This window comes from Streptomyces sp. NPDC005576 (assembly GCF_042871745.1).
Classification (GTDB): Bacteria; Actinomycetota; Actinomycetes; order Streptomycetales; family Streptomycetaceae; genus Streptomyces.
The window spans coordinates 1-20,245 of sequence record NZ_JBIAJC010000011.1; the positions used below are offsets into that span (position 1 = coordinate 1).

Sequence of the window (20,245 nt, forward strand, 5' to 3'; positions counted from 1 at the left end):
GCAGGGGGGACCCTGTGGGAGAGTAGGACGCCGCCGAACAATTTTTCCGGGAGACCCCCGTGCCTTTGGGCACGGGGGTTTTCTGCGTTCACGGGCAATGGTTCCGCTACACTGAAGGCCCTCAGGGCATCGCCCCCACCGAGGACTTGTACACGTCCAGAGCCGATCGTGGCGTCCGCCCCAGGAGGGTGCGCAGGGCGTTCTGCTCGATCCCCGTACCGTCGAGGAACCCTCCGGCGACGGCCGAGTAGGTGCCGACGAGCATGGGCACCTGGAAGGGGAGGGCTTCACCGGCCGAGTGGAGCTCCGCGCGAGTCGCCGCCAGGGAGCGGGGCCGGTACACCCCGCCGACCGCCTTCGCCAGATCGGCGCCGGTGAGGGGCCGCTCGCCGACGAGTTCGTAGATCTTCCCCGCGTGGGCGCCGGGGGCGGCCACCACCCGTGCGGCCACCTCGGCGAGGTCCGCTCGGGCCACCGCCGCCATCCCGCCCTCTCCCATGGGGGCCACGATCGTGCCCTCCGCGGTGGGGGTCGCGATCGCCGCGAGGAACTCGGCGTAGAGTCCGTTGCGCAATATCGTCCACGTCAACGGGGAACGTGCCAGCCGTCGTTCGGTCCAGCGGTGGGCGAGGGCGAATGGCAGGTGGTCGCCGTCGCCGCTCAGGCTGGTGTAGACGACGTGCTGGACGCCGGCCTTCTCCGCAGCGGCGATCACGGTCTCGTGGCGGGCCAGGACGACGTCGTCCTCGCCGTATCCGGCGGAGATCAGCAGGAGCGTGGCCACCCCGGTGAGATCGAGTGACTCCGGCTCGTCGAAGTCGATGCGCCGCTCGGCCGCGGAGCGAGGGGTGCGCGTGCCGAGCACGACATCAGCGAGGTCGGCCAGTTCGCGGACGACGAGCTTGCCGAGAGCGCCACTCGCTCCGGTGATGAGGATCATGGAAATGCCTTTCCTGTGCAGTGTGTTCTCATCCTCGGGAATGAAAGCGAATCACGTAAGGAGGCACTTCGATGTCAGTGGGGCACACCGGGGTAACCACGTCCGAGCGGCAGGAGCCGGTGATCGTGTGCGAGACACCGCAGGACGAGTGCGGTGTGCGGGACGTGCTGGACCGGCTCGGCGACACATGGTCGGTCTACGTGATCGTCGAACTCGCCTCCGGGATCCGGCGCTTCAAGGAGTTGCAGCGCTCGATACCCGGCAACATCTCGCAGCGGATGCTGACCCTCACCGTCCGGCGCCTCGAGCGCGACGGCCTGGTGACCCGGACCGTGTACCCGACCGTGCCGGCCCGGGTCGAGTACGAACTGACCGAGCTCGGGCACAGCCTCACCCACCTGGTCAGGACGCTGGCCGACTGGTCCATCGCGCACCGTCCGGTCATCGCCGCCGCCCGTCGGGCCTGGGACGAGGCCGACGGGGTGGCCGCTCCGCCGCCGTAAGGGGTGCGGGTCCAGACTCATGGGTGCATGCGGGCGCCCTTGAGGACCTTGTCCACGGCGTTGCGCGGCCCGTACACCGCAAGGCCCACCAGGTCGAGCGCGTCCGCGCCCACGGCCCGGACAGCCGCCCGGTTGTCCCGGTCGTTGCCCGTGGTGAAGAGGTCCGACGTGAACAGGGACGTCGGCAGTGAGCGGGAGAGGGTGCGGGTGTGCGCCGAGGTCATTACCTCCTTCGTCCCCTCGAAGACCAGCACGGGCTGGCGGAACATCGGCAGGTACGGGGTGCCGTCGGCGTCTTCGTACGGATCGCCGACCACCTCCGGCGCCACCGTGCCGAGTCCGCTGACCAGGAAGGCGGTGACGTTCAGCCGCTGCCAGGTCTCCAGGTCCTCGCGGAGCAGGACGGCGATCCTCGTGTCGAAGCGGACGGGCGCGTTCTCGTACGGGGCGACGGCCCCGGCGGCGATCTCGTTCTCGGTGTTCATGCTCCGAGACTCCACGACGCCCGCCCGTCCGGTCTTGTACGTTCTTGGCGTGCCGTCCTCGCAGGAGCAGGAGATCTCTGTGTGGCGCCCGCACGTCCCGGGCGTCGTGGAGGTCCTGCACGCCCACTTCACCGAGCACGCCTACCCCATGCACGTCCACGACGCCTGGACTCTGCTGATCGTCGACGACGGGGCAGTCCGCTACGACCTCGATCGGTACGAGCGCGGCACCCCGCGCGACACCGTGAGTCTGCTGCCCCCGCAGGTCCCGCACAACGGCTCGCCCGCCACGGCGCACGGCTTCCGCAAGCGTGTCCTCTACCTCGACATGACGCAGCTCGACGCGACTCTCATCGGGCCCGCGGTGGACCACCCGGACTTCACCGAGCCGCTGCTGCGTGCTCGCGTCGGGCAGCTGCACGCGGCCCTCGCGCACTCCGGTGACGCGTTCGAGGCGGAGAGCCGGCTGGCCTTCGTGGGGGAGCGGCTGCGCGTGCTCCTGAGCCCCGGACCGGATCGGGGCGATGTGGTGCCCTGCGGCCGGGGCGTGGCCCGTGACCTTCGCGACCTGCTCGACGAGCGGCTGGTGGACGGCCTCACCCTGGCGGAGGCCGCCCGCCTGGTCCACGCCCACCCCACGCATCTGGTGCGGGCCTTCAGCGGCGCGTTCGGCATCGCCCCGCACCAGTACGTGACGTCCCGCCGTGTCGATCTGGCCCGCCGCCTGCTGCTCGACGGGCGGCCGCCGGGGGAGGTGGCGAGTGCCGCCGGTTTCCACGACCAGTCGCACCTCACCCGGCACTTCAAGCGGATCCTGGGCACCACCCCCGGCCGGTACGCCCGCGCCGGGAATGACGCGGCGAGCGGACGGACGGGGGGGCCCGCATGACGTGGCAGACGTGGATCGCCGTCGCCGTGGGCGTCGTGTCCCTCGCCGCGGCCGGGTCCGGATGGGTCAACCGGCCCGGCGGATCCGGCCACGCGGTCCGTCGGCATCGCCTTTACCGTGTCGTCCTCCCTCTGTTCGCCGCCTGGTTCTGCCTGGTGGGCCGGCTGCCCCAGGCGTTCCACGCCTCCTGGCTCGTCTCGGACGTCTGTCGCCTCGTCGCGGTGGCGCCGGTCTTCCTTGTCTTCCTCGCCGCACGGAGCCGAGCTCGCTGAACACCGGTCCGCGCATGAGGACGCGCGCGCCGGGAAGCCCGGACCGGATGGTCCAGGCTTCCTGGCGCGGCAGGGGTGGGGCAGCCGGTCAGGCCGGGCGGAACCAGACCGTGGCCAGCGGAGGCAGGGTCACCGTGATGCTGGCCCCACGGCCGTGCGCCGGTACATCCTCCGGCTTCAGCGGTTCCTCGTTCCGTACGTCGCTGCCGCCGTAACGGGCCGAGTCGGTGTTCAGGACCTCCACCCAGCTCTCGGCCGACTCCGGTACCCCGAGCCGGTAGTCGTGCCGGACCACCGGGGAGAAGTGGCTGACCGCGAGGAGCGGGGAGCCGTCCGCGTCGAAGCGGAGGAACGCGACGACGTTGTCCTCCGCCGCGCCGCCGTCCACCCAGCTGAAGCCGCCCGGGTCGGTGTCGCGCTGCCAGAGCGCGGGCACCGCGCCGTACACCGCGTTCAGGTCGGCGACCAGGTCGCGTACCCCGCGGTGGTCGACGGATGCCTCGTACGCCGGGTCGAGCAGCCACCAGTCGGGGCCGTTGCCCTCCGACCACTCGGCGCCCTGCGCGAACTCCTGACCCATGAAGAGGAGTTGCTTGCCGGGGTGGGCCCACATGAAGCCGAGGTACGCGCGGTGGTTGGCGCGCTGCTGCCACCAGTCACCGGGCATCTTCGAGACCAGCGCCTGCTTGCCGTGCACCACTTCGTCGTGCGAGATCGGCAGGACGTAGTTCTCGCTGTACGCGTACACCATCGAGAAGGTCATCTCGTTGTGGTGGTACCTGCGGTGCACCGGCTCCTTCGCCATGTAGGTGAGGGAGTCGTGCATCCAGCCCATGTTCCACTTCAGCCCGAAGCCGAGCCCGCCGAAACCGTCCGGGCCGGTGTGGTGGGTGGCGCGGGTGACGCCGCTCCAGGCGGTGGACTCCTCGGCGATCGTCACCACTCCGGGGTTGCGGCGGTAGACGGTCGCGTTCATCTCCTGGAGGAAGGCCACCGCGTCCAGGTTCTCCCGGCCACCGTGCTCGTTCGGCGACCACTGACCTTCCTCGCGGGAGTAGTCGAGGTAGAGCATGGAGGCGACCGCATCGACCCGCAGGCCGTCGATGTGGAACTCCTCGCACCAGTAAGTGGCGTTGGATACGAGGAAGTTGCGGACCTCCGTGCGGCCGTAGTCGAACTCCAGGGTGCCCCAGTCGGGGTGCGCCGCACGGGACGGGTCGGAGTGTTCGTACAGCGGGCGCCCGTCGAACTCCGCCAGCGCCCACTCGTCGCGCGGGAAGTGCGCGGGCACCCAGTCCATGATCACACCGATGCCCGCCCGGTGGAGCGAGTCCACCAGGTACCGGAAGTCGTCGGGGGTGCCCATGCGGGAGGTCGGCGCGTAGAAGCCTGTCACCTGGTAGCCCCAGGAGCCGCCGAAGGGATGCTCGGAGACCGGCATCAGCTCCACGTGCGTGAAGCCCAGGTCCTTGACGTACGCCGGGAGTTGCTCCGCGAGTTGACGGTAGGTCAGCCGGGGTCGCCAGGAGGGGAGGTGGATCTCGTACACCGAGAACGGCGACTCGTGCACCGGGCGGTCGCCGCGGTGCTCCATCCAGTCGTCGTCCTGCCACGCGTAGTGCGAGGCAGTGACCACCGAGGCGGTGGCGGGCGGGATCTCGGCGGCGCGGGCCATCGGGTCCGCGCGCAGGGTGTGCGAGCCGTCCGGGCGGCAGATGTCGAACTTGTAGAGCGCGCCCTCGCCGACCCCGGGGAGGAAGAGCTCCCACACCCCGGTCGCCCCGAGCGAACGCATCGGCAGGCCGGTGCTGTCCCAGTAGGTGAAGTCGCCCGCGATCCGTACCCCGCGCGCGTTGGGCGCCCACACCGTGAACCGGGTTCCGGCGACGCCCTGGTGCTCCATGACCCGCGCGCCGAGCGCGGTCCACAGTTCCTCGTGCCGGCCCTCGCCGATCAGGTGCAGGTCCAGCTCGCCGATCGCGGGCAGGAAACGGTACGGGTCCTCGATCTCGACCTCGTTGTCCGCGTAGGCGACCAGCAGCCGGTACACCGGTACGGCCCCGAGCGGCAGCACTCCGGAGAAGAAGCCGTCGCCGTCGTCGAGCAGTTCGGCCCGGAGACCCTGGGCCAGTACCGTCACGGCCCGTGCGTGCGGGCGCAGCGCCCGGACCAGGACCCCGCCGTCGTACAGGCGCGCCCCGAGCAGGTCGTGCGGGGCGTGGTGCTCGCCGGCGAGCAGTCGGCCCCGGTCGGCGTCGTGCAGGGCGGGCGCGGGCCGGACGCCCTCGTCGGATCCGCCGCGCCGGGGACGGGGCGGCACACCGTTCTTCTTCTTGGTCTTGGAGCGCTTCGCCTGGGGCGCAGTGGTGGTGGCCGTGGCGGTGGTGGCGGAGGCCACCGGCTCCGGCCCGGCGGCCGTCTCGGTCGTCACCTGCTGCGGGGCGGGTACGGCCTCGATGGGGTCGGGCGTGTCGCTGGACGGCTTACGGGCGGTCACGGGGAAGGCCTCCTCGGGGTTCGGTCGGGGCGCGGGCGGGGCGGGCGGAAGGGGGAAATCCGTGCGGGCCGTGCGGTCGGGGGCCGGGGGAGGACCCCGTGCGGGCCGGGGCGCCCGCGGGTCCTGCGGGCCGCGCGGCAGGGAGCCGCGCGGACCCGGATCAGGTGGACGCGGCCAGCCGCTGGATCGCGGCCATCGGGACGGGCAGCCAGTCGGGGCGGTGCCGCGCCTCGTACAGCACCTCGTACACCGCCTTGTCCGTTTCGTGGGCGCGCAGCAGCTCGGGTTCGCTGCGGGGGTCGGTGCCCGAGACGTCGGCGTACCCCTCGCAGTACGCGGAGCGGCAGCGCTCCGCCCAGGCATCGCTCCACGGCCGGTGGGAGCGGGCCGCGTAGTCGAAGGAGCGGAGCATTCCGGCGACGTCGCGGACCGGCGGTTGCGGGCTGCGGCGTTCGGCGAGCGGCCGGGCGGGTTCGCCCTCGAAGTCGATCAGTGACCAGAACCCGTCGGCCGCGCGGAGCGTCTGTCCGAGGTGCAGATCGCCGTGGACGCGGTGGGTGGCCCAGGAGCGGCCCCGGTGCCCGAGCTCCGCCACCGCGTCGAAGGCGGCGCGCAGCGCGGGGACGTACGGCAGGAGCGCGGGGACGGCCTGTGCGGTCGACTCCAGCCGCTGGGTCATCCCGGCGACCAGCTGTTCGATTCCGACCAGGCGCAGGTCGGGGCCCGGCAGGGCGGAGGCGAGCGCGGTGTGGACCTCGGCGGTGGCCCGGCCGAGCGCACGGGATTCCGGGAGGAAGTCGCGTCCCTCCGCGAGCGCGCCGAGGGCCAGTTGCCAGCCGTCCTCGGCGCCGCGCAGGAAGGGTTGCAGCACTCCGAGGGTGAGCGGTTCGGGGGTGGTCGCCTCGAACCAGGCGACGGGTGCGGGCACCCGTCCGCAGCCCTCGCCGACGAGGGCGAGCGGCAGCTCCAGATCCGGGTTGGTGCCGGGGAAGACTCTCCGCAGGATCTTGAGGATGTACGCGTCGCCGAAGACGAGCGAGGAGTTGGACTGTTCGGTGTCCAGCAGCCGGGGCGCGAGCCCGGCCGGAATCGTTTCCGCGCGTTCGAAGCGGAGCGCGCCGAGGGGGCCGGGGCGGCGGAACCGCTCCAGCAGGAGACCGGCGAGCCGGGGGTCGTGGAGGCCCTCGTAGACGGTGCGGCCGGCCAGCGGGCCGTCCGCCACCCGTCCGATCAGGGCGGGGGCGAGACTCGGTGGCAGGTCCGCCCTCACCCCCAGCAGGAGTTGGTAGCAGTCACCGGTGGGACGGGCGGGCAGTCCGGGCTGGTGGACCCGGACCAGGAGGTGCAGCAGTCCGGGGCCTGCCGCGGGGGAGTCCACCGGCAGTATCTCGGTGGCGGAGACCAGGGTGAATCCGGCCACCGGGTGGCCCTTGCCGGCGAACCATCGTTGCCGGGGGAGCCATTCGTGGAGCAGTGGGGCGAGGGAGGGCAGCAGTGCGGTCGCTGCCGCGGTGCCCCCCGGCCGTGGGTGGGGTTGCGGGTGGGGGGCTTGTTCGGTGGTGCTTTTCGCCAGGGCGATGTGAGTGGATGCAGCCTCCGACATGGCATCGCGTCCTTTCCCCGGGCACACGGATGCGAGGAGTGTCCCGGATTGCGGCAATGGCTGTCCGGCTGTGCGGGACGTGTCGGCTGAGGATGGTGCGTACGGACTCGAATGGCTCAACAGCCGTCCGGGTCCTCCGGGCGGTGTCCGGCGGATCATGGCCGGGGCACGGCGCCCGATGTGGGTGAGGGTGCCCCGTGCGGGACGGTGGAAACCGTCCCGCAGGAGCCGTGCGTACCTTTCGTCGGGGCACAACGCCCCGGCGGCGTCGCTCAGATGGCGGGAGCTTCCTTCCGCAGGCGGAACCAGTAGAAGCCGTGACCGGCGAGAGTGAGCAGGTAGGGCCACTCGCCGACGGCGGGGAAGCGCACCCCGCCGATCAGTTCGACCGGGTGACGGCCGTTGAAGGACCGCAGGTCGAGTTCGGTGGGCTGTGCGAACCGCGAGAAGTTGTGGACGCACAGCACGAGGTCGTCCTTGTACTCACGGGTGAACGCGAGCACCGCCGGATTGGACGACGGCAGTTCGGTGTACTCGCCCAGCCCGAAGGCCGGATTCTGCTTGCGGATCTCGATCATCCGCCGGGTCCAGTGCAGCAGCGAGGAGGGCGATGCCATCGACGCCTCGACGTTGGTGACCTGGTAGCCGTAGACCGGGTCCATGATCGTGGGCAGGAAGAGCCGGCCGGGGTCGCTGGAGGAGAACCCGGCGTTGCGGTCCGGCGTCCACTGCATCGGGGTGCGCACCCCGTCGCGGTCGCCCAGCCAGATGTTGTCGCCCATCCCGATCTCGTCCCCGTAGTAGAGGATCGGGGAGCCGGGGAGCGACAGCAGCAGAGCGGTGAAGAGCTCGATCTGGTTGCGGTCGTTGTCCAGCAGGGGGGCGAGGCGGCGCCGGATGCCGATGTTGGCGCGCATTCGCGGGTCCTTGGCGTACTCCGCGTACATGTAGTCGCGCTCTTCGTCCGTGACCATTTCGAGGGTGAGCTCGTCGTGGTTGCGCAGGAAGATGCCCCACTGGCAGTTCTTCGGGATGGCCGGGGTCTTGGCCAGGACTTCGGAGACCGGGTAGCGGCTCTCCCGCCGTACCGCCATGAAGATGCGCGGCATCACCGGGAAGTGGAACGCCATGTGGCACTCGTCGCCGCCGGCCTGGTAGTCGCCGAAGTAGTCGACGACGTCCTCGGGCCACTGGTTGGCCTCGGCGAGCAGGACGGTGTCCGGGTAGTTGGCGTCGATCTCCTTGCGGACCCGCTTGAGGAAGCCGTGGGTCTCGGGGAGGTTCTCGCAGTTGGTGCCCTCGCGCTGGTAGAGGTAGGGCACGGCGTCCACCCGGAAGCCGTCGATGCCGAGGTCCAGCCAGAAGCGGAGGGCGGAGATGATCTCCTCCTGCACCGCCGGGTTCTCGTAGTTGAGGTCGGGCTGGTGCGAGAAGAACCGGTGCCAGTAGTACTGCTTGCGCACCGGGTCGAAGGTCCAGTTCGAGGTCTCCGTGTCGACGAAGATGATCCTCGCGTCGGGGAACTGCTTGTCGTCGTCGGCCCAGACGTAGTAGTCGCCGTACGGCCCCTCGGGGTCCGACCTGGACTGCTGGAACCACTCGTGCTGGTCGCTCGTGTGGTTCATGACGAAGTCGATGATGACGCGCATGCCGCGCTGGTGCGCGGCGTCCACGAACTCCACGAAGTCGGCGAGGTCGCCGAATTCCGGAAGCACGGCGGTGTAGTCCGAGACGTCGTAACCGCCGTCTCGCAGCGGCGACTTGAAGAACGGCGGCAGCCAGAGGCAGTCGACGCCCAGCCACTGGAGGTAGTCCAGCTTGGCGGTGATGCCCTTGAGGTCTCCGATGCCGTCGCCGTTGGAGTCCTGGAAGGACCGGACGAGTACCTCGTAGAAGACGGCGCGCTTGAACCAGTCGGGATCGCGGTCCTTGGCGGGGGTGTCCTCGAAGGTGTCGGGAACAGGCTCATTCACGATCATGGTGTGGGTGACCCTCCGGTCGGCGGGGACGGTCGCAGAACGACGATGTGCGCGGGCGTGATACCCGGCTCTAGGCGCACATAGAAGGCCCTGCCCCAGTGATAGGTGTCGCCGGTGAGCTCGTCGCGCACCGGCACGCTCTCGTGCCAGTCGAGGCCGAGGTGCGGCATGTCCAACGAGACCGTGGCTTCCTGGGTGTGGTGCGGGTCGAGGTTGACGACCACCAGAACGGTGTTCGATCCGGAGCGCTTGCTGTAGGCGATCAGCGCGTCGTTGTCGACGGAGTGGAAGTGGACGTCACGCAGCTGCCGGAGCGCCGGGTGGCGCCGCCTGATCCGGTTGAGCGACGTGATCAGCGGAGCCAGCGAGCGTCCCTCCCGCTCGGCCGACTCCCAGTCCCTGGGCCTGAGTTCGTACTTCTCCGAGTGCAGGTACTCCTCGCTCCCCGGGTGTGCCGGGGTGTTCTCGCACAGCTCGAATCCCGCGTACACGCCCCAGGACGGGGAGAGCGTCGCGGCCAGCACGGCCCGGACCTCGAACGCGGGCCGGCCGCCGTCCTGGAGGTAGCCGGGAAGGATGTCGGGGGTGTTCACGAAGAAGTTGGGGCGCATGTACGAGGCGGCGTCGCCGGAGACCTCGGTGACGTACTCGGTGAGCTCCTGCTTCGTGTTCCGCCAGGTGAAGTACGTGTACGACTGCTGGAAACCGATCTTCGCGAGCGTGTGCATCATCGCCGGGCGGGTGAACGCCTCGGCGAGGAAGACCACGTCCGGGTCGGTGCCGTTGATCTTCTCGATCACCTGCTCCCAGAAGACGACCGGCTTGGTGTGCGGGTTGTCCACCCGGAAGATCCGCACCCCCCGGTCCATCCAGAACCGCAGTACCCGGACCGTCTCGGTGACCAGCCCGCGCATGTCCTTGTCGAAGGCGATGGGGTAGATGTCCTGGTACTTCTTCGGCGGGTTCTCGGCGTACGCGATCGAGCCGTCGGGGCGGTGGTGGAACCACTCCGGGTGTTCCTTCACCCAGGGATGGTCCGGGGAGCACTGAAGCGCGAAGTCCAGCGCGATCTCCATCCGCAGGGTGCGGGCGGTCTCCACGAAGTGGTCGAAGTCCTCCAGCGTGCCGAGGTCGGGGTGGACGGCGTCGTGACCACCGTCCGCCGAACCGATCGCCCACGGCACGCCCGGGTCGTCGGGGCCCGCCGACAGGGTGTTGTCCGGTCCCTTGCGGTGGGAGGTGCCGATGGGGTGGATCGGTGGCAGGTAGACGACGTCGAAGCCCATCGCGGCCACCGCCGGCAGCCGTTCGGCCGCCGTCCGGAAGGTGCCGCTGACCAGCCGGGTCTCCTGAGCGGCGGGGACGGGTGCCCCCTTCGGGGAGGTCACCCGGGCCACCGGTTCGCGGCGGGCGCCCTCGGAGCGCGGGAAGAGCTCGTACCACGCGCCGTACAGCGCACGCGGGCGCTCGACGACCAGCGGGAGGGGGCGCGAGGCGGTGACCAGCTCGCGCAGCGGGAAGCGCGCGAGCGGGTCGGCCACCGCCGGGGTGAGGGCCGCCGCCAGCCGCGCGGCGGGCGGGCGGGAGGCGTCCCGCAACGCGTCGACGGCGGCCAGGACCGCCTCCCGGCCGTCCTTCTTCGGGACGCCCGAGGCGGCGCGCTCGTACAGTGCCGCGCCCTCGGCAAGCACCAGTTCGGTGTCGATCCCGGCCGGAACCTTGATCTGGGCGAGCCGCCGCCAGGTGGTCAGCGGGTCGCTCCACGCCTCGACCTTGTACGTCCAGCGCCCTTCGGCGTCCGGAGTGACCTCGGCGCCCCAGCGGTCCGTCCCGGGAGCCAGTTCCCGCAGCGGCACGAAGGGGCCGCGCCGTCCGCTCGGGTCGCGCAGTACGACGTTGGCCGCCACCGCGTCATGGCCTTCGCGGAAGACGGTGGCGGAGACCTGGAAGGTCTCGCCCACCACCGCCTTCGCCGGGCGTCTGCCGCAGTCGACGAGCGGAAGGACGTCCAGGACGGGAATACGACCGATCATGACATCACCTGAAGGCTGGAGCGGGGCGTGCGGGGACGACGGCACGCGCGGCGAGGGCCGCATCCGCGTGCCGCGAGGGTGGGGATCAGTCCTTTGTAGCTGCTCAGCTGTCTGCTGACGGGCTGTGGGCATGGCCGCTCCTGTCCGCGTTCACTCGAATGGCACTCGAATGGCTGGCGTGCGCGGGAATGACGCGCACGCTGCGGGGGTGTGCGCGAGGGCGTGTGCCGCCGGGTCGGTTGTGTATGCCGGTAGGGCGTGTCTGACCATTCCCGCCGGGCGGGCGGCGCCCGGCACGGCACCTCGCGGCGTTGTCGGACTGCCCGAGTACACCCAGTACACGGGCACTCCTCCGCCTTGCGATGCACCGCGCCGGACACCGCCCGCTGATCCGACGCGAATTATCCGACACGCCCTAGCCTTCCCACCGATTTCGCGCGGTCAACCCGGTGCCGTGTTAACTACTGGGTCGTAATCGGATGCCGTGCGCACCCCGCGCCCGGCACCGGGCGTGTGGCGTCACACGAGTCACCGGGTACCCGCGCTCCGGCGACTCGCACCTCCCGGTGGGGTCGCCACCCCGGAAGCCTCTCCCGGCCGGCCCATGCCCACAAGGTCGCCAGAGGTGGTGAATCAGCCATATCGACTCGGCGCGCCCGGGGTTGCCGGGACCACCGGGACCTCTGGGGCGGCCCCCACGCGCACGGTCCGGGGGGCGGCACGCGCGCGCGCCGGACCGCGCGGCGCCCCCGTGCGCCGTGGCCGTAGGGGGCGGTAGGGCGTTACCGTCGTCAGTGGTGGAGCGGCGCACACCGTGGTGCGGCGTCCCCTCGGATTCGCAACTCCCCTGTAAAGGTGGAACGCGTGAAGGCCATTCGTCGGTTCACCGTACGTCCCGTCCTCCCCGACTCCCTGCGACCCCTGCACGACCTGGCGCGCAATCTGCGCTGGTCGTGGCATACCGAGACCCAGGAGCTCTTCCGGTCCGTCGACCCCGAGGGGTGGCGGCCGGAGGATGCCGACCCGGTGCGGCTCCTCGGCTCCGTCTCCGCCTCCCGGCTGTCCGAACTCGCCCGCGACGAGGAGTTCCTCGGCCGCCTCGGCGAGGCCGCCGACGAGCTCGACGGCTACCTCACCGGCCCCCGGTGGTACCAGGACCAGCTCGCCCGGGGCAGCCAACTCCCTGCCTCCATCGCCTACTTCTCGCCCGAGTTCGGGGTGACGGCGGCCCTGCCGCAGTACTCCGGCGGACTCGGCATCCTGGCCGGCGACCACCTCAAGGCCGCCAGCGACCTCGGTGTCCCGCTCATCGGGGTCGGCCTGCTCTACCGGCACGGCTACTTCCGCCAGTCGCTTTCCCGCGACGGCTGGCAGCAGGAGACCTATCCGGTACTCGACCCCAACGAACTCCCGGTCACGCTGCTGCGCGAGCACGACGGCACCCCCGCCCGGGTGGTGCTCGCCCTGCCCGGCGGACGCTCCCTGCACGCCTGCGTCTGGAAGGCCCAGGTCGGCCGGGTGCCCCTCCTCATGCTCGACTCCGATGTGGAGGAGAACGCACCGGGCGAACGCGACGTCACCGACCGGCTCTACGGCGGCGGCAGCGACCACCGGCTCCTCCAGGAGATGCTGCTCGGCATCGGCGGGGTGCGCGCGGTGCGCACCTGGTGCCGGCTCACCGGCGCGCCCGCCCCCGAGGTGTTCCACACCAACGAGGGCCACGCCGGCTTCCTCGGCCTCGAACGCATCCGTGAACTCGCCGGAGGGAAGGAGACTCCCGGCCGACCTGACGGCGAGGGGCTCGACTTCGACGCCGCGCTCGAAGTCGTCCGGGCCGGCGCTGTCTTCACCACCCACACGCCCGTCCCCGCCGGCATAGACCGTTTCGACCGCCAGCTCGTCGCCCGCCACTTCGGCGACGACGGGGAACTCCCCGGAGTCCCCGTCGACCGGGTGCTCGCCCTCGGCGAGGAGACGTACGAGGGCGGCACCCCCGGCATCTTCAACATGGCGGTCATGGGACTGCGGCTCGCCCAGCGCGCCAACGGCGTCTCCACCCTGCACGGTGCCGTCAGCCGGGAGATGTTCTCGGGGCTCTGGCCGGGATTCGACCCGGCGGAGGTGCCGATCACCTCCGTCACCAACGGCGTGCACGCCCCGACCTGGGTGGCCCCCGAAGTGCTGAGCCTGGGCGCCCGGCAGGTCGGCGACGCCCGCGCCAGGGACGCGCTCGCCGGCGGCGAGGTGGCCACCGGGAACGACACCGGCCGCACCGGCACCCCCCGCCGCTGGGACGCCGTGGCGGCCATCCCCGACCGCGAGATCTGGGACCTGCGCCGCGTCCTGCGCGAACAGCTCGTCACCGAGGTCCGCAAGCGGCTCTACGCCTCCTGGCGCAGGCGCGGCGCCGGCACCGCAGAACTCGGCTGGATCGACGGTGTCCTCGACCCGGACGTCCTCACCATCGGCTTCGCCCGCAGGGTCCCCTCGTACAAGCGGCTCACCCTGATGCTCCGCGACAAGGAGCGGCTGACCCGGCTGCTCCTCCACCCGACCCACCCCATCCAGATCGTCGTCGCCGGCAAGGCCCACCCCGCCGACGACGGCGGGAAGCGGCTGATCCGGGAGCTGGTCAGGTTCGCCGACGAGGCGCGGGTCCGCCACCGGATCGTCTTCCTGCCCGACTACGGCATGGCCATGGCGCAGAAGCTCTATCCCGGCTGCGACGTCTGGCTCAACAATCCGCTGCGCCCGCTGGAGGCGTGCGGCACGAGCGGGATGAAGGCCGCGCTCAACGGCAGCCTCAACCTCTCCGTGCGCGACGGATGGTGGGACGAGTGGTTCGAGCCGGACTTCGGCTGGGCGATCCCGACCGCCGACGGCTCCGCGGTGGACGACGACCGGCGCGACGAACTGGAGGCGGACGCCCTCTACGCGCTGATCGAGGACCGGGTCGCGCCCCGCTTCTACGACCGGGGTGAGAACGGGCTGCCCGAGCGGTGGATCGAGATGGTCCGGCACACCCTGGTCGCCCTCGGCCCGAAACTCCTCGCCGGACGCATGGTCCGGGAGTACGTGGAGCGGCTCTACGCCCCCGCCGCGGTGTCGCGCCGGGCCCTCGACGCCCCGGCCGCACGCGACCTCGCGGCGTGGAAGTCGAAGGTACGGGCGGCCTGGCCGCAGGTGGCCGTCGATCACGTCGAGACGGTCACCGACACCGCCGCCACCGGCTCGGCGGAGCTGGGCGCGACCCTCGACCTGCGGGTGAGGATCGCGCTCGGCGGCCTCGACCCTGAGGACGTGGAGGTGCAGGTCGTCGCGGGGCGGGTGGACTCGGGCGACGCACTCGTCGACGCCCAGATCTCCCCGCTGAAGGTGACCGGCACCGGCGACCTGGCGGACCACCGGGTCTACGAGGGGCCGCTCTCCCTGGACCGTACGGGCCCGTACGGCTACACCGTGCGGGTTCTGCCCTCGCACCCGCTGCTGGCCTCCGGGGCCGAACTCGGCCTGGTGGCCCTGCCGGACGCGAGCGTCGGGGAGGAGGCGGGCGGCCCGGTGCTGCGCTGACCGGCGGCACCGGCGGGGGACGCGTGGACGGCCCGGGAAGAGGTGATCTCTTCCCGGGCCGTCCGGTGTTTCTGAGGTGACCCGGCCGGTCCGGAGCCGGTCCGGAGCCGGCCCGGGTCATCCAGGGGCGGAGCGCGTCAGAAGGTGAGCTTGAAGCTGTTGATCTTGCCGGTGTCGCCCGAGGCGACGTCCTGCACCTTCAGCTTCCAGACACCGTTGGCGACCTGCGCCGAGGCGTTGACCGTGTAGGTCGCCACCACGTTGTCGGCCGAGTCGCTCGACGAGGAGTTCTTCAGCCGGTACGAGGTCCCGTTCGGGCCGACGAGGTCGACGACCAGGTCACCGCGCCAGGTGTGGGTGATGTCCACGCCGACCTGGAGGGTGCTCGGGGCGTTGCCGGTGATGCCGGAGACGGTGATCGAGCTGGTGACGGCGGCGCCGGCGTCCGGGATCGAGACGGCGGTGCTGTTGGTGAAGACCGTCCCGGTGGGGGGCGTGGTGCCACCCGGGCGGGTACCGACGTTGATGCCGGCCCAGGCGTTGGCCACCGCGGTGTACTCGGCGCTCGTCGTGCCGTAGAGCTCACCGGCGGCGGCGAGGGTACCGGTACGCGCGGAGGCGTAGTTGGTCGTGGTGGTGAACTTCGTGGTGAGCGCCCGGTACCAGATCTGCAGGGCCTTGTCGCGGCCGATGCCGGTGACGGGGAGGCCGTCCGAGGTCGGGGAGTTGTACGAGACGCCGTTGACGGTCTTGGCGCCGCTGCCCTCGGAGAGCAGGTAGAAGAAGTGGTTCGCCGGGCCCGAGGAGTAGTGGACGTCGGAGCTGCCGATGCCCGAGTACCACGAGTCGTACGAGCCGCCGTCCTTGCTCGGCTTGTCCATGTAGCGCAGCGGGGTGCCGTCGCCGTTGATGTCGATCTTCTCGCCGACGAGGTAGTCGCCCGGGTCGGCCGCGGTGTTGGAGTAGAACTCCACGCCCGCCGCGAAGATGTCACTGGTCGCCTCGTTGAGGCCACCGGACTCGCCGCTGTAGACCAGCCCGGCGGTGGCCGCGGTGACGCCGTGCGACATCTCGTGGGCCGCGACGTCCAGCGAGGTCAGCGGGGCGGCGTTGCCCGACCCGTCGCCGTACGTCATGCAGAAGCAGCTGTCGGTCCAGAAGGCGTTGACGTAGTTGTTGCCGTAGTGGACGCGGGAGTAGGCGGCGACGCCGTTGCCCTTGATGCCGGTGCGGCCGTGGACGTTCTTGTAGTAGTCCCACGTCTCGGCCGCGCCGTAGTGGGCGTCGGCGGCGGCGGTCTCGGTGTTCGTGCCGACCCCGTTGCCCCAGACGTCGTCGGCGCCGGTGAAGAGCGTTCCGGTGCCGGACGAGGTGGCGTGGTTCAGGTTGTACGTCTTGTGGCTGCCGCGCGTGGTGTCCGTGAGGTTGTACGAGCCCGTGGTCCCCGAGGTGCCGAGGGTGACGGTGCCGCTGTACTGCGTGTTGCCGGTACCGGTCTCGATGCCCTGCCACTCGAAGAGCTTGGCGCCCGAGGTGGCGTCCGTGACGACGTGCAGCTCGTTCGGGGTGCCGTCCTCCTGGAGGCCGCCTACCACCGTCTCGAAGGCGAGCTTCGGGGTGCCGTCCGCCAGCCAGACGATCTTGCGCGGGGCCTTGCTCGCCGCGGTGGCCTTGGAACCGTCCGCCGAGGCCGCGCCGAGAGCCTGCTTCTCGGCGGCGGCCGGGGCGATGCCGGCGACCGTGTTCACGGCCTTCAGCTGAGCGGTGGTGGCACGGGAAGCCTTGGTGACCGACTCGGTCGCGCCGGCCGCGCTCTCGGAGACGACGAGGTCGCCACCGAGCACCGGCAGCCCGTCGAGGGTGCGCTCGTAGCGGGTGTGCACCGTGCCGTCGACGTCCTTGACGACGTCACGGACGACGAGCTTCTCCGTGGCGCCGAGCCCGAGTTCCTTGGCTGTGGCGGCCTTGCCGGCGTCGGCCTTGGCGATCAGGGCGGCGCGGGCGGCGGGGGAGAGGGCCTCCGGCAGCGCACCCGGATTGACCTTGCCCGCGACGGGTGACGCCGGGGCCGAGGCGGGGGTGGCGATCGCCGAGGGGGAGGTGACTCCGACGGCGACCAGGGCCGCCGCGGCTATCAGGGCGCCGGTCGCGGTGGTGCGACGGCTGTGCGTGAGTCTCACGCGGACTCCTTCTGCGAGGGGGGTACCGGCGGGCGGTGGCCCGGTCGGCGGTGCAGGCGGTGCGCGGAACGACGGAAGAGTGTCAGTCGCAGCGTGTCCCTGTCAGGAGCGCGTCAATGAATTGGCCAGAATTCGTTCGTTGCCGGGTGGTCGGTGTTCGTTAAGCGGACGTTTCGTCGATCTTGCCCGCGAGTACACCCGCCGACCGCCCAGCGCCGTAACCACCGAGAATGGCGGTCTGCGGCCGCATACGGGGTGTTCGAAAATTTCGGGGGTGGAGGGCGTCGGCTCACGTGGTGAGACGCGCGGGGCGCATGGCTCATAACCGGCCATGCGAAACCCGGCCGGAGTCGTCGGACGGAGCGGTCGGACGGAGCGGTCGGGTGGAGCGGTCGGGTGGAGCTGTCGGGCGGAACCGGCGGACGGAGCCGGCGGAGTCCTCGGACGGAGCGGTCCCGTGCGGGACGGGCCGGGGGCGCCGAAGCCGCGCGACGTCGCTACGGGTGGGCGCGTCTTCCGCGGTGCGCGGTAGCGGCGGGACGGCGGGGCGCGGTGGGGCGCGGTGGGGGCGTGGCCGGGAAGTGCCGTGTGGGCGTGTGGGTGTATGGGCGTGTGGGCGTGTGCGAGTGTCGCGCGGGTGCCCGCATGTCGAATGCCTGGTGTCGCGCGGTCGTACGCACTTTCCACAGCCGAATTCCTGTGGCACGAAGGTGAATTCCCCGTCACGCGATGTCCGGGGAAAGGACGCCACCCCGATCGTGCTGTCGTGCCGTGTCCGTCCCTGTCTTTCGTGGTGGATCGTGCACGATTCCTTGAGTGGTGACAGGAGAACAACAGACCCCGGTCGAACCGGGCGCGCCCCCCGGCCCGGAACATCCGACGCCCCTCGCCTCGGCGGAGGGCGTTCCCGTGCAGGGGCGTACCGAATCCGACCGGATTTCCTCGACGCCCGCTCATTCGGCGGAAGGTCCAGGCCGGGCGGCACCGCCAGGCCCCTTCGGATCGGCGGACGACGACGCTCCGCTCCGCCTCCCGATGTCCCGGGCACAACGTCACGGACGCGCCGTCGCCGTGATCGGGCTGGGGTACGTGGGCCTGCCGACGGCCCTGGCGCTACGGGCGTCGGGGGTGCGGGTGATCGGGATCGACATCGGCGCGGACCGGCTGCGCGACATCCGCGCGGGCGCCGTGGACCTGGGGCCCCGGGACCGGGAACGGCTGACGGACGCGCTGCACGACAGCGCCTTCCTGCTCACCGACGACCCCCGGGCTTCGGCCTGGGCGGACACCGTGATGATCTGCGTTCCCACCCCCGTCGACCGCCATCAGGCACCCGACCTCGGGATGCTCGCAGCGGCCTGCGCCTCGGCGGTCGCGCACGCAGTGTCCGGGCAGCTGCTGGTACTGACCTCCACCAGCTACGTGGGGACGACCCGTGACCTCCTGCTCGCGCCACTCGCCGCCCGGGGGATGAAGGCGGAGACCGACGTCTTCGTGGCCGTCGCCCCGGAGCGGACCGACCCGGGGAGCGCCGGCCACGGCCAGGACCTCACTCCGCGCGTCGTGGGCGGCGCCGGGCGCCGCAGTACCGCCTCGGCCGCCTCGGTGCTCTCCCGCATCTCCCCCTCGGTCCACACGGTCGGAAGTCCGGAAGCCGCCGAGATGACCGCGCTCTGGGAAACCACGTTCCGGGCCGTCAATATCGCTCTGGCGAACGAATTGGCCGACAGCTGCGCCGTTTTCGGACTGGAACCCCGCGCGGTGATCGACGCTGCGGCGACCAAGCCGTACGGCTTCATGCCGTTCTATCCGGGACCCGGGGCCGGCGGTCACCGCATTCCGTGCGATCCGCATTACCTGCTCTGGCAGTTGCGGGCCGAACGCATTCCCTCGCCGGTCGTCGACGCGGCCATGCGAGCCCTCGCGGAACGCCCCGGCCGTATGGCGGGGCTCATCACGGCAAAGCTCGCCGCACGGGGAATTCCGGTCGCCGGAGCGCGTGTCCTGCTGGTCGGGGTCGCGTACGAGCGGGGGGTGGCGGACGTCCGCGAGAGCCCCGCCCTGGAGATCATGGAACTGCTGGCGGACTGGGGGGCGACGGTCGCCTTCACGGACCCGCTGGTGCCCTCCGTGGAACTGCGCGGCGGGACGCTCTCCGGCGTCACCGACCCGTGGGAGCAGCGGTGGGACCTGGTGGTGCTGCACACCGTGCACCCCAGCACCGATCTGAGCCTGCTCGGCCCCGAACACATCGTGCTCGACATCTCCCAGAACCGCAGGGGACACGGAGGCGGCGGGAGGTACCGGGCGGCGCCCGGAGCCACCGGGGCTTCACCCGCCGGAGACGGTGCCGCGCCCGGGGCCGGTGTGCACGGGGCGGAGGCGCACGGGCCGGGCACGGCTGTGCCTGGAGCCTCGCCCACCGGATCGACCACCCCGGCGACACCCGGGGGAGGTACCGCCCCCTGAGGAGCCTGTTCTCCTCGGTGGCCCCGGTCCGGCTGCTCCCTGCCAAGGTCAACCGGACGTTGGTCGAGCTGGGCCGTGCCCTGGTGGCTGACCGTTACCGACAGAGGCGCAGAGCACTCCGGCGCAGAGCACTCCGGCGCTGCGCGCCTCCGGTCTCAGGACCGAATTCCCTCCCGGTCTGAAGACTGGGATTCCCTTCGAAGATGAGGGATGGCGCCCACGATCCCGTTTCGGTCGGTTCAGCGGCCTGTTCCGACCAGCCAGTCGGTGAGCTGAGGGTCGTCGCTCAGAGCGATGAACTGCACCAAACCCCAGTGGTCCTGATGGTTGGGGGCGGCGCGCAAGCGGTCCTGCCAATCCTCCGCATATGCACGCAGAGCGTCGACCATTTCACTGATGGCCTCGTCGAAGGATGCGCCGTCCGCTGCCACCGGGAGCCCGGGGACGAAGATCGACCAACCTCCGGACTCCGCGACAGCCTGTGTCTTCGCCGAGCAGGCCAGTGACAGGCAATGGCGCAGCCGCTCGACGTCCACGATCGCTGCGCGGCCAGTATCCCGGCGCACCGTCGCCACTCGGCCCTCTCCGGCCGCGTCGAGGAGATCCTTGAGGTGCGTGCGTGCCTCGGTGTAGCTCTCGTAGTGCACTGCGGGCACGGCAGCCTCCTCCGGGTTCCCCCTCAGGATGCCAGGGGTTCACTTCTCGCGGCCGCCCATCCGCGCATGGCGGCACGCCTGTGCCCAACTCGCCGCAGGCTTCGATGTCGGAGTCCCGACCGCGTACCGCCACGTCGCCGAGGCCAGCGACCTCCTGGCCGGTTGGGCG

13 protein-coding genes are annotated in these 20,245 nt (G+C 71.1%); 5 read left to right on the forward strand and 8 right to left on the reverse strand.

All coding sequences use genetic code 11. The annotated features are described in order from the left end of the window. Window positions 1-121 precede the first annotated feature (121 nt). On the reverse strand, window positions 122-940 hold the full coding sequence (locus ACFYPN_RS20465) for an NAD(P)H-binding protein (RefSeq protein ID WP_358763504.1): 819 nt from the start codon (window positions 938-940) through the stop codon (window positions 122-124). 71 nt (window positions 941-1,011) lie between these two features. Here ACFYPN_RS20465 and ACFYPN_RS20470 point away from each other — a divergent pair, with 71 nt between their 5' ends. Then, window positions 1,012-1,443: a helix-turn-helix domain-containing protein gene (locus tag ACFYPN_RS20470; RefSeq protein WP_358763503.1), complete on the forward strand. Its 432-nt coding sequence runs from the start codon at window positions 1,012-1,014 to the stop codon at window positions 1,441-1,443. Between the two features lie 17 nt (window positions 1,444-1,460). On the opposite strand, the gene ACFYPN_RS20475 is transcribed toward ACFYPN_RS20470, so the two are convergent. Continuing rightward, window positions 1,461-1,928 carry a DUF2000 domain-containing protein gene (locus ACFYPN_RS20475; RefSeq protein WP_358763501.1) on the reverse strand — a complete coding sequence of 156 codons (468 nt, stop codon included), beginning with the start codon at window positions 1,926-1,928 and terminating at the stop codon, window positions 1,461-1,463. Between ACFYPN_RS20475 and ACFYPN_RS20480 the strand changes: the two genes are divergently transcribed. Further along, window positions 1,927-2,817, forward strand: a complete 891-nt coding sequence (locus tag ACFYPN_RS20480; protein WP_358763508.1) for an AraC family transcriptional regulator — start codon at window positions 1,927-1,929, stop codon at window positions 2,815-2,817. The two genes, ACFYPN_RS20475 and ACFYPN_RS20480, sit on opposite strands and share 2 nt — an antisense overlap. Next, the gene (locus ACFYPN_RS20485) at window positions 2,814-3,089 is read left to right on the forward strand and encodes a hypothetical protein (RefSeq protein WP_358763499.1); all 276 of its coding nucleotides are present in this window, start codon (window positions 2,814-2,816) and stop codon (window positions 3,087-3,089) included. Before ACFYPN_RS20480 ends, ACFYPN_RS20485 begins: the two co-directional genes overlap by 4 nt. Before the next feature lie 88 nt (window positions 3,090-3,177). Here ACFYPN_RS20485 and glgB read toward each other — a convergent pair whose 3' ends face one another. The 4 genes from glgB to ACFYPN_RS20505 form a co-directional block, all read right to left on the reverse strand. Further along, window positions 3,178-5,586 carry a 1,4-alpha-glucan branching enzyme gene (gene glgB / locus ACFYPN_RS20490; protein WP_358763497.1) on the reverse strand — a complete coding sequence of 803 codons (2,409 nt, stop codon included), beginning with the start codon at window positions 5,584-5,586 and terminating at the stop codon, window positions 3,178-3,180. A 160-nt stretch (window positions 5,587-5,746) separates the two neighbouring features. Then, complete coding sequence (locus ACFYPN_RS20495) at window positions 5,747-7,189, reverse strand: maltokinase (protein WP_358763495.1); 1,443 nt, start codon at window positions 7,187-7,189, stop codon at window positions 5,747-5,749. 272 nt (window positions 7,190-7,461) lie between these two features. Continuing rightward, the gene (gene treS / locus ACFYPN_RS20500) at window positions 7,462-9,168 is read right to left on the reverse strand and encodes a maltose alpha-D-glucosyltransferase (RefSeq protein ID WP_358763493.1); all 1,707 of its coding nucleotides are present in this window, start codon (window positions 9,166-9,168) and stop codon (window positions 7,462-7,464) included. Further along, on the reverse strand, window positions 9,165-11,201 hold the full coding sequence (locus ACFYPN_RS20505) for an alpha-1,4-glucan--maltose-1-phosphate maltosyltransferase (RefSeq protein WP_389299891.1): 2,037 nt from the start codon (window positions 11,199-11,201) through the stop codon (window positions 9,165-9,167). The genes treS and ACFYPN_RS20505 overlap by 4 nt, the downstream gene beginning before the upstream one ends. A gap of 864 nt (window positions 11,202-12,065) precedes the next feature. Here ACFYPN_RS20505 and glgP point away from each other — a divergent pair. Beyond that, the gene (glgP, locus tag ACFYPN_RS20510; RefSeq protein ID WP_389299893.1) at window positions 12,066-14,771 is read left to right on the forward strand and encodes an alpha-glucan family phosphorylase; all 2,706 of its coding nucleotides are present in this window, start codon (window positions 12,066-12,068) and stop codon (window positions 14,769-14,771) included. A gap of 137 nt (window positions 14,772-14,908) precedes the next feature. On the opposite strand, the gene ACFYPN_RS20515 is transcribed toward glgP, so the two are convergent. Further along, a complete protein-coding gene (locus tag ACFYPN_RS20515; RefSeq protein WP_358763487.1) occupies window positions 14,909-16,951 on the reverse strand; it encodes a M4 family metallopeptidase in 2,043 nt (680 codons plus the stop codon). A gap of 1,035 nt (window positions 16,952-17,986) precedes the next feature. Between ACFYPN_RS20515 and ACFYPN_RS20520 the strand changes: the two genes are divergently transcribed. Continuing rightward, complete coding sequence (locus tag ACFYPN_RS20520; protein ID WP_389299896.1) at window positions 17,987-19,420, forward strand: nucleotide sugar dehydrogenase; 1,434 nt, start codon at window positions 17,987-17,989, stop codon at window positions 19,418-19,420. 239 nt (window positions 19,421-19,659) lie between these two features. Here the strand turns inward: ACFYPN_RS20520 and ACFYPN_RS20525 are convergent, their stop codons facing one another. Continuing rightward, a complete protein-coding gene (locus ACFYPN_RS20525) occupies window positions 19,660-20,076 on the reverse strand; it encodes a prevent-host-death protein (protein ID WP_389299898.1) in 417 nt (138 codons plus the stop codon). Window positions 20,077-20,245 lie beyond the last annotated feature (169 nt).

Coding starts and splice junctions, on each gene's coding strand:
- ACFYPN_RS20465 (WP_358763504.1), bottom strand. CDS start 940: ATGATCCTCATCACCGGAGCGAGTGGCGCTCTCGGCAAGCTCGTCGTC.
- ACFYPN_RS20470 (WP_358763503.1), top strand. CDS start 1,012: ATGTCAGTGGGGCACACCGGGGTAACCACGTCCGAGCGGCAGGAGCCG.
- ACFYPN_RS20480 (WP_358763508.1), top strand. CDS start 1,927: ATGCTCCGAGACTCCACGACGCCCGCCCGTCCGGTCTTGTACGTTCTT.
- ACFYPN_RS20475 (WP_358763501.1), bottom strand. CDS start 1,928: ATGAACACCGAGAACGAGATCGCCGCCGGGGCCGTCGCCCCGTACGAG.
- ACFYPN_RS20485 (WP_358763499.1), top strand. CDS start 2,814: ATGACGTGGCAGACGTGGATCGCCGTCGCCGTGGGCGTCGTGTCCCTC.
- ACFYPN_RS20495 (WP_358763495.1), bottom strand. CDS start 7,189: ATGTCGGAGGCTGCATCCACTCACATCGCCCTGGCGAAAAGCACCACC.
- treS (WP_358763493.1), bottom strand. CDS start 9,168: ATGATCGTGAATGAGCCTGTTCCCGACACCTTCGAGGACACCCCCGCC.
- ACFYPN_RS20505 (WP_389299891.1), bottom strand. CDS start 11,201: ATGATCGGTCGTATTCCCGTCCTGGACGTCCTTCCGCTCGTCGACTGC.
- ACFYPN_RS20520 (WP_389299896.1), top strand. CDS start 17,987: ATGTCCCGGGCACAACGTCACGGACGCGCCGTCGCCGTGATCGGGCTG.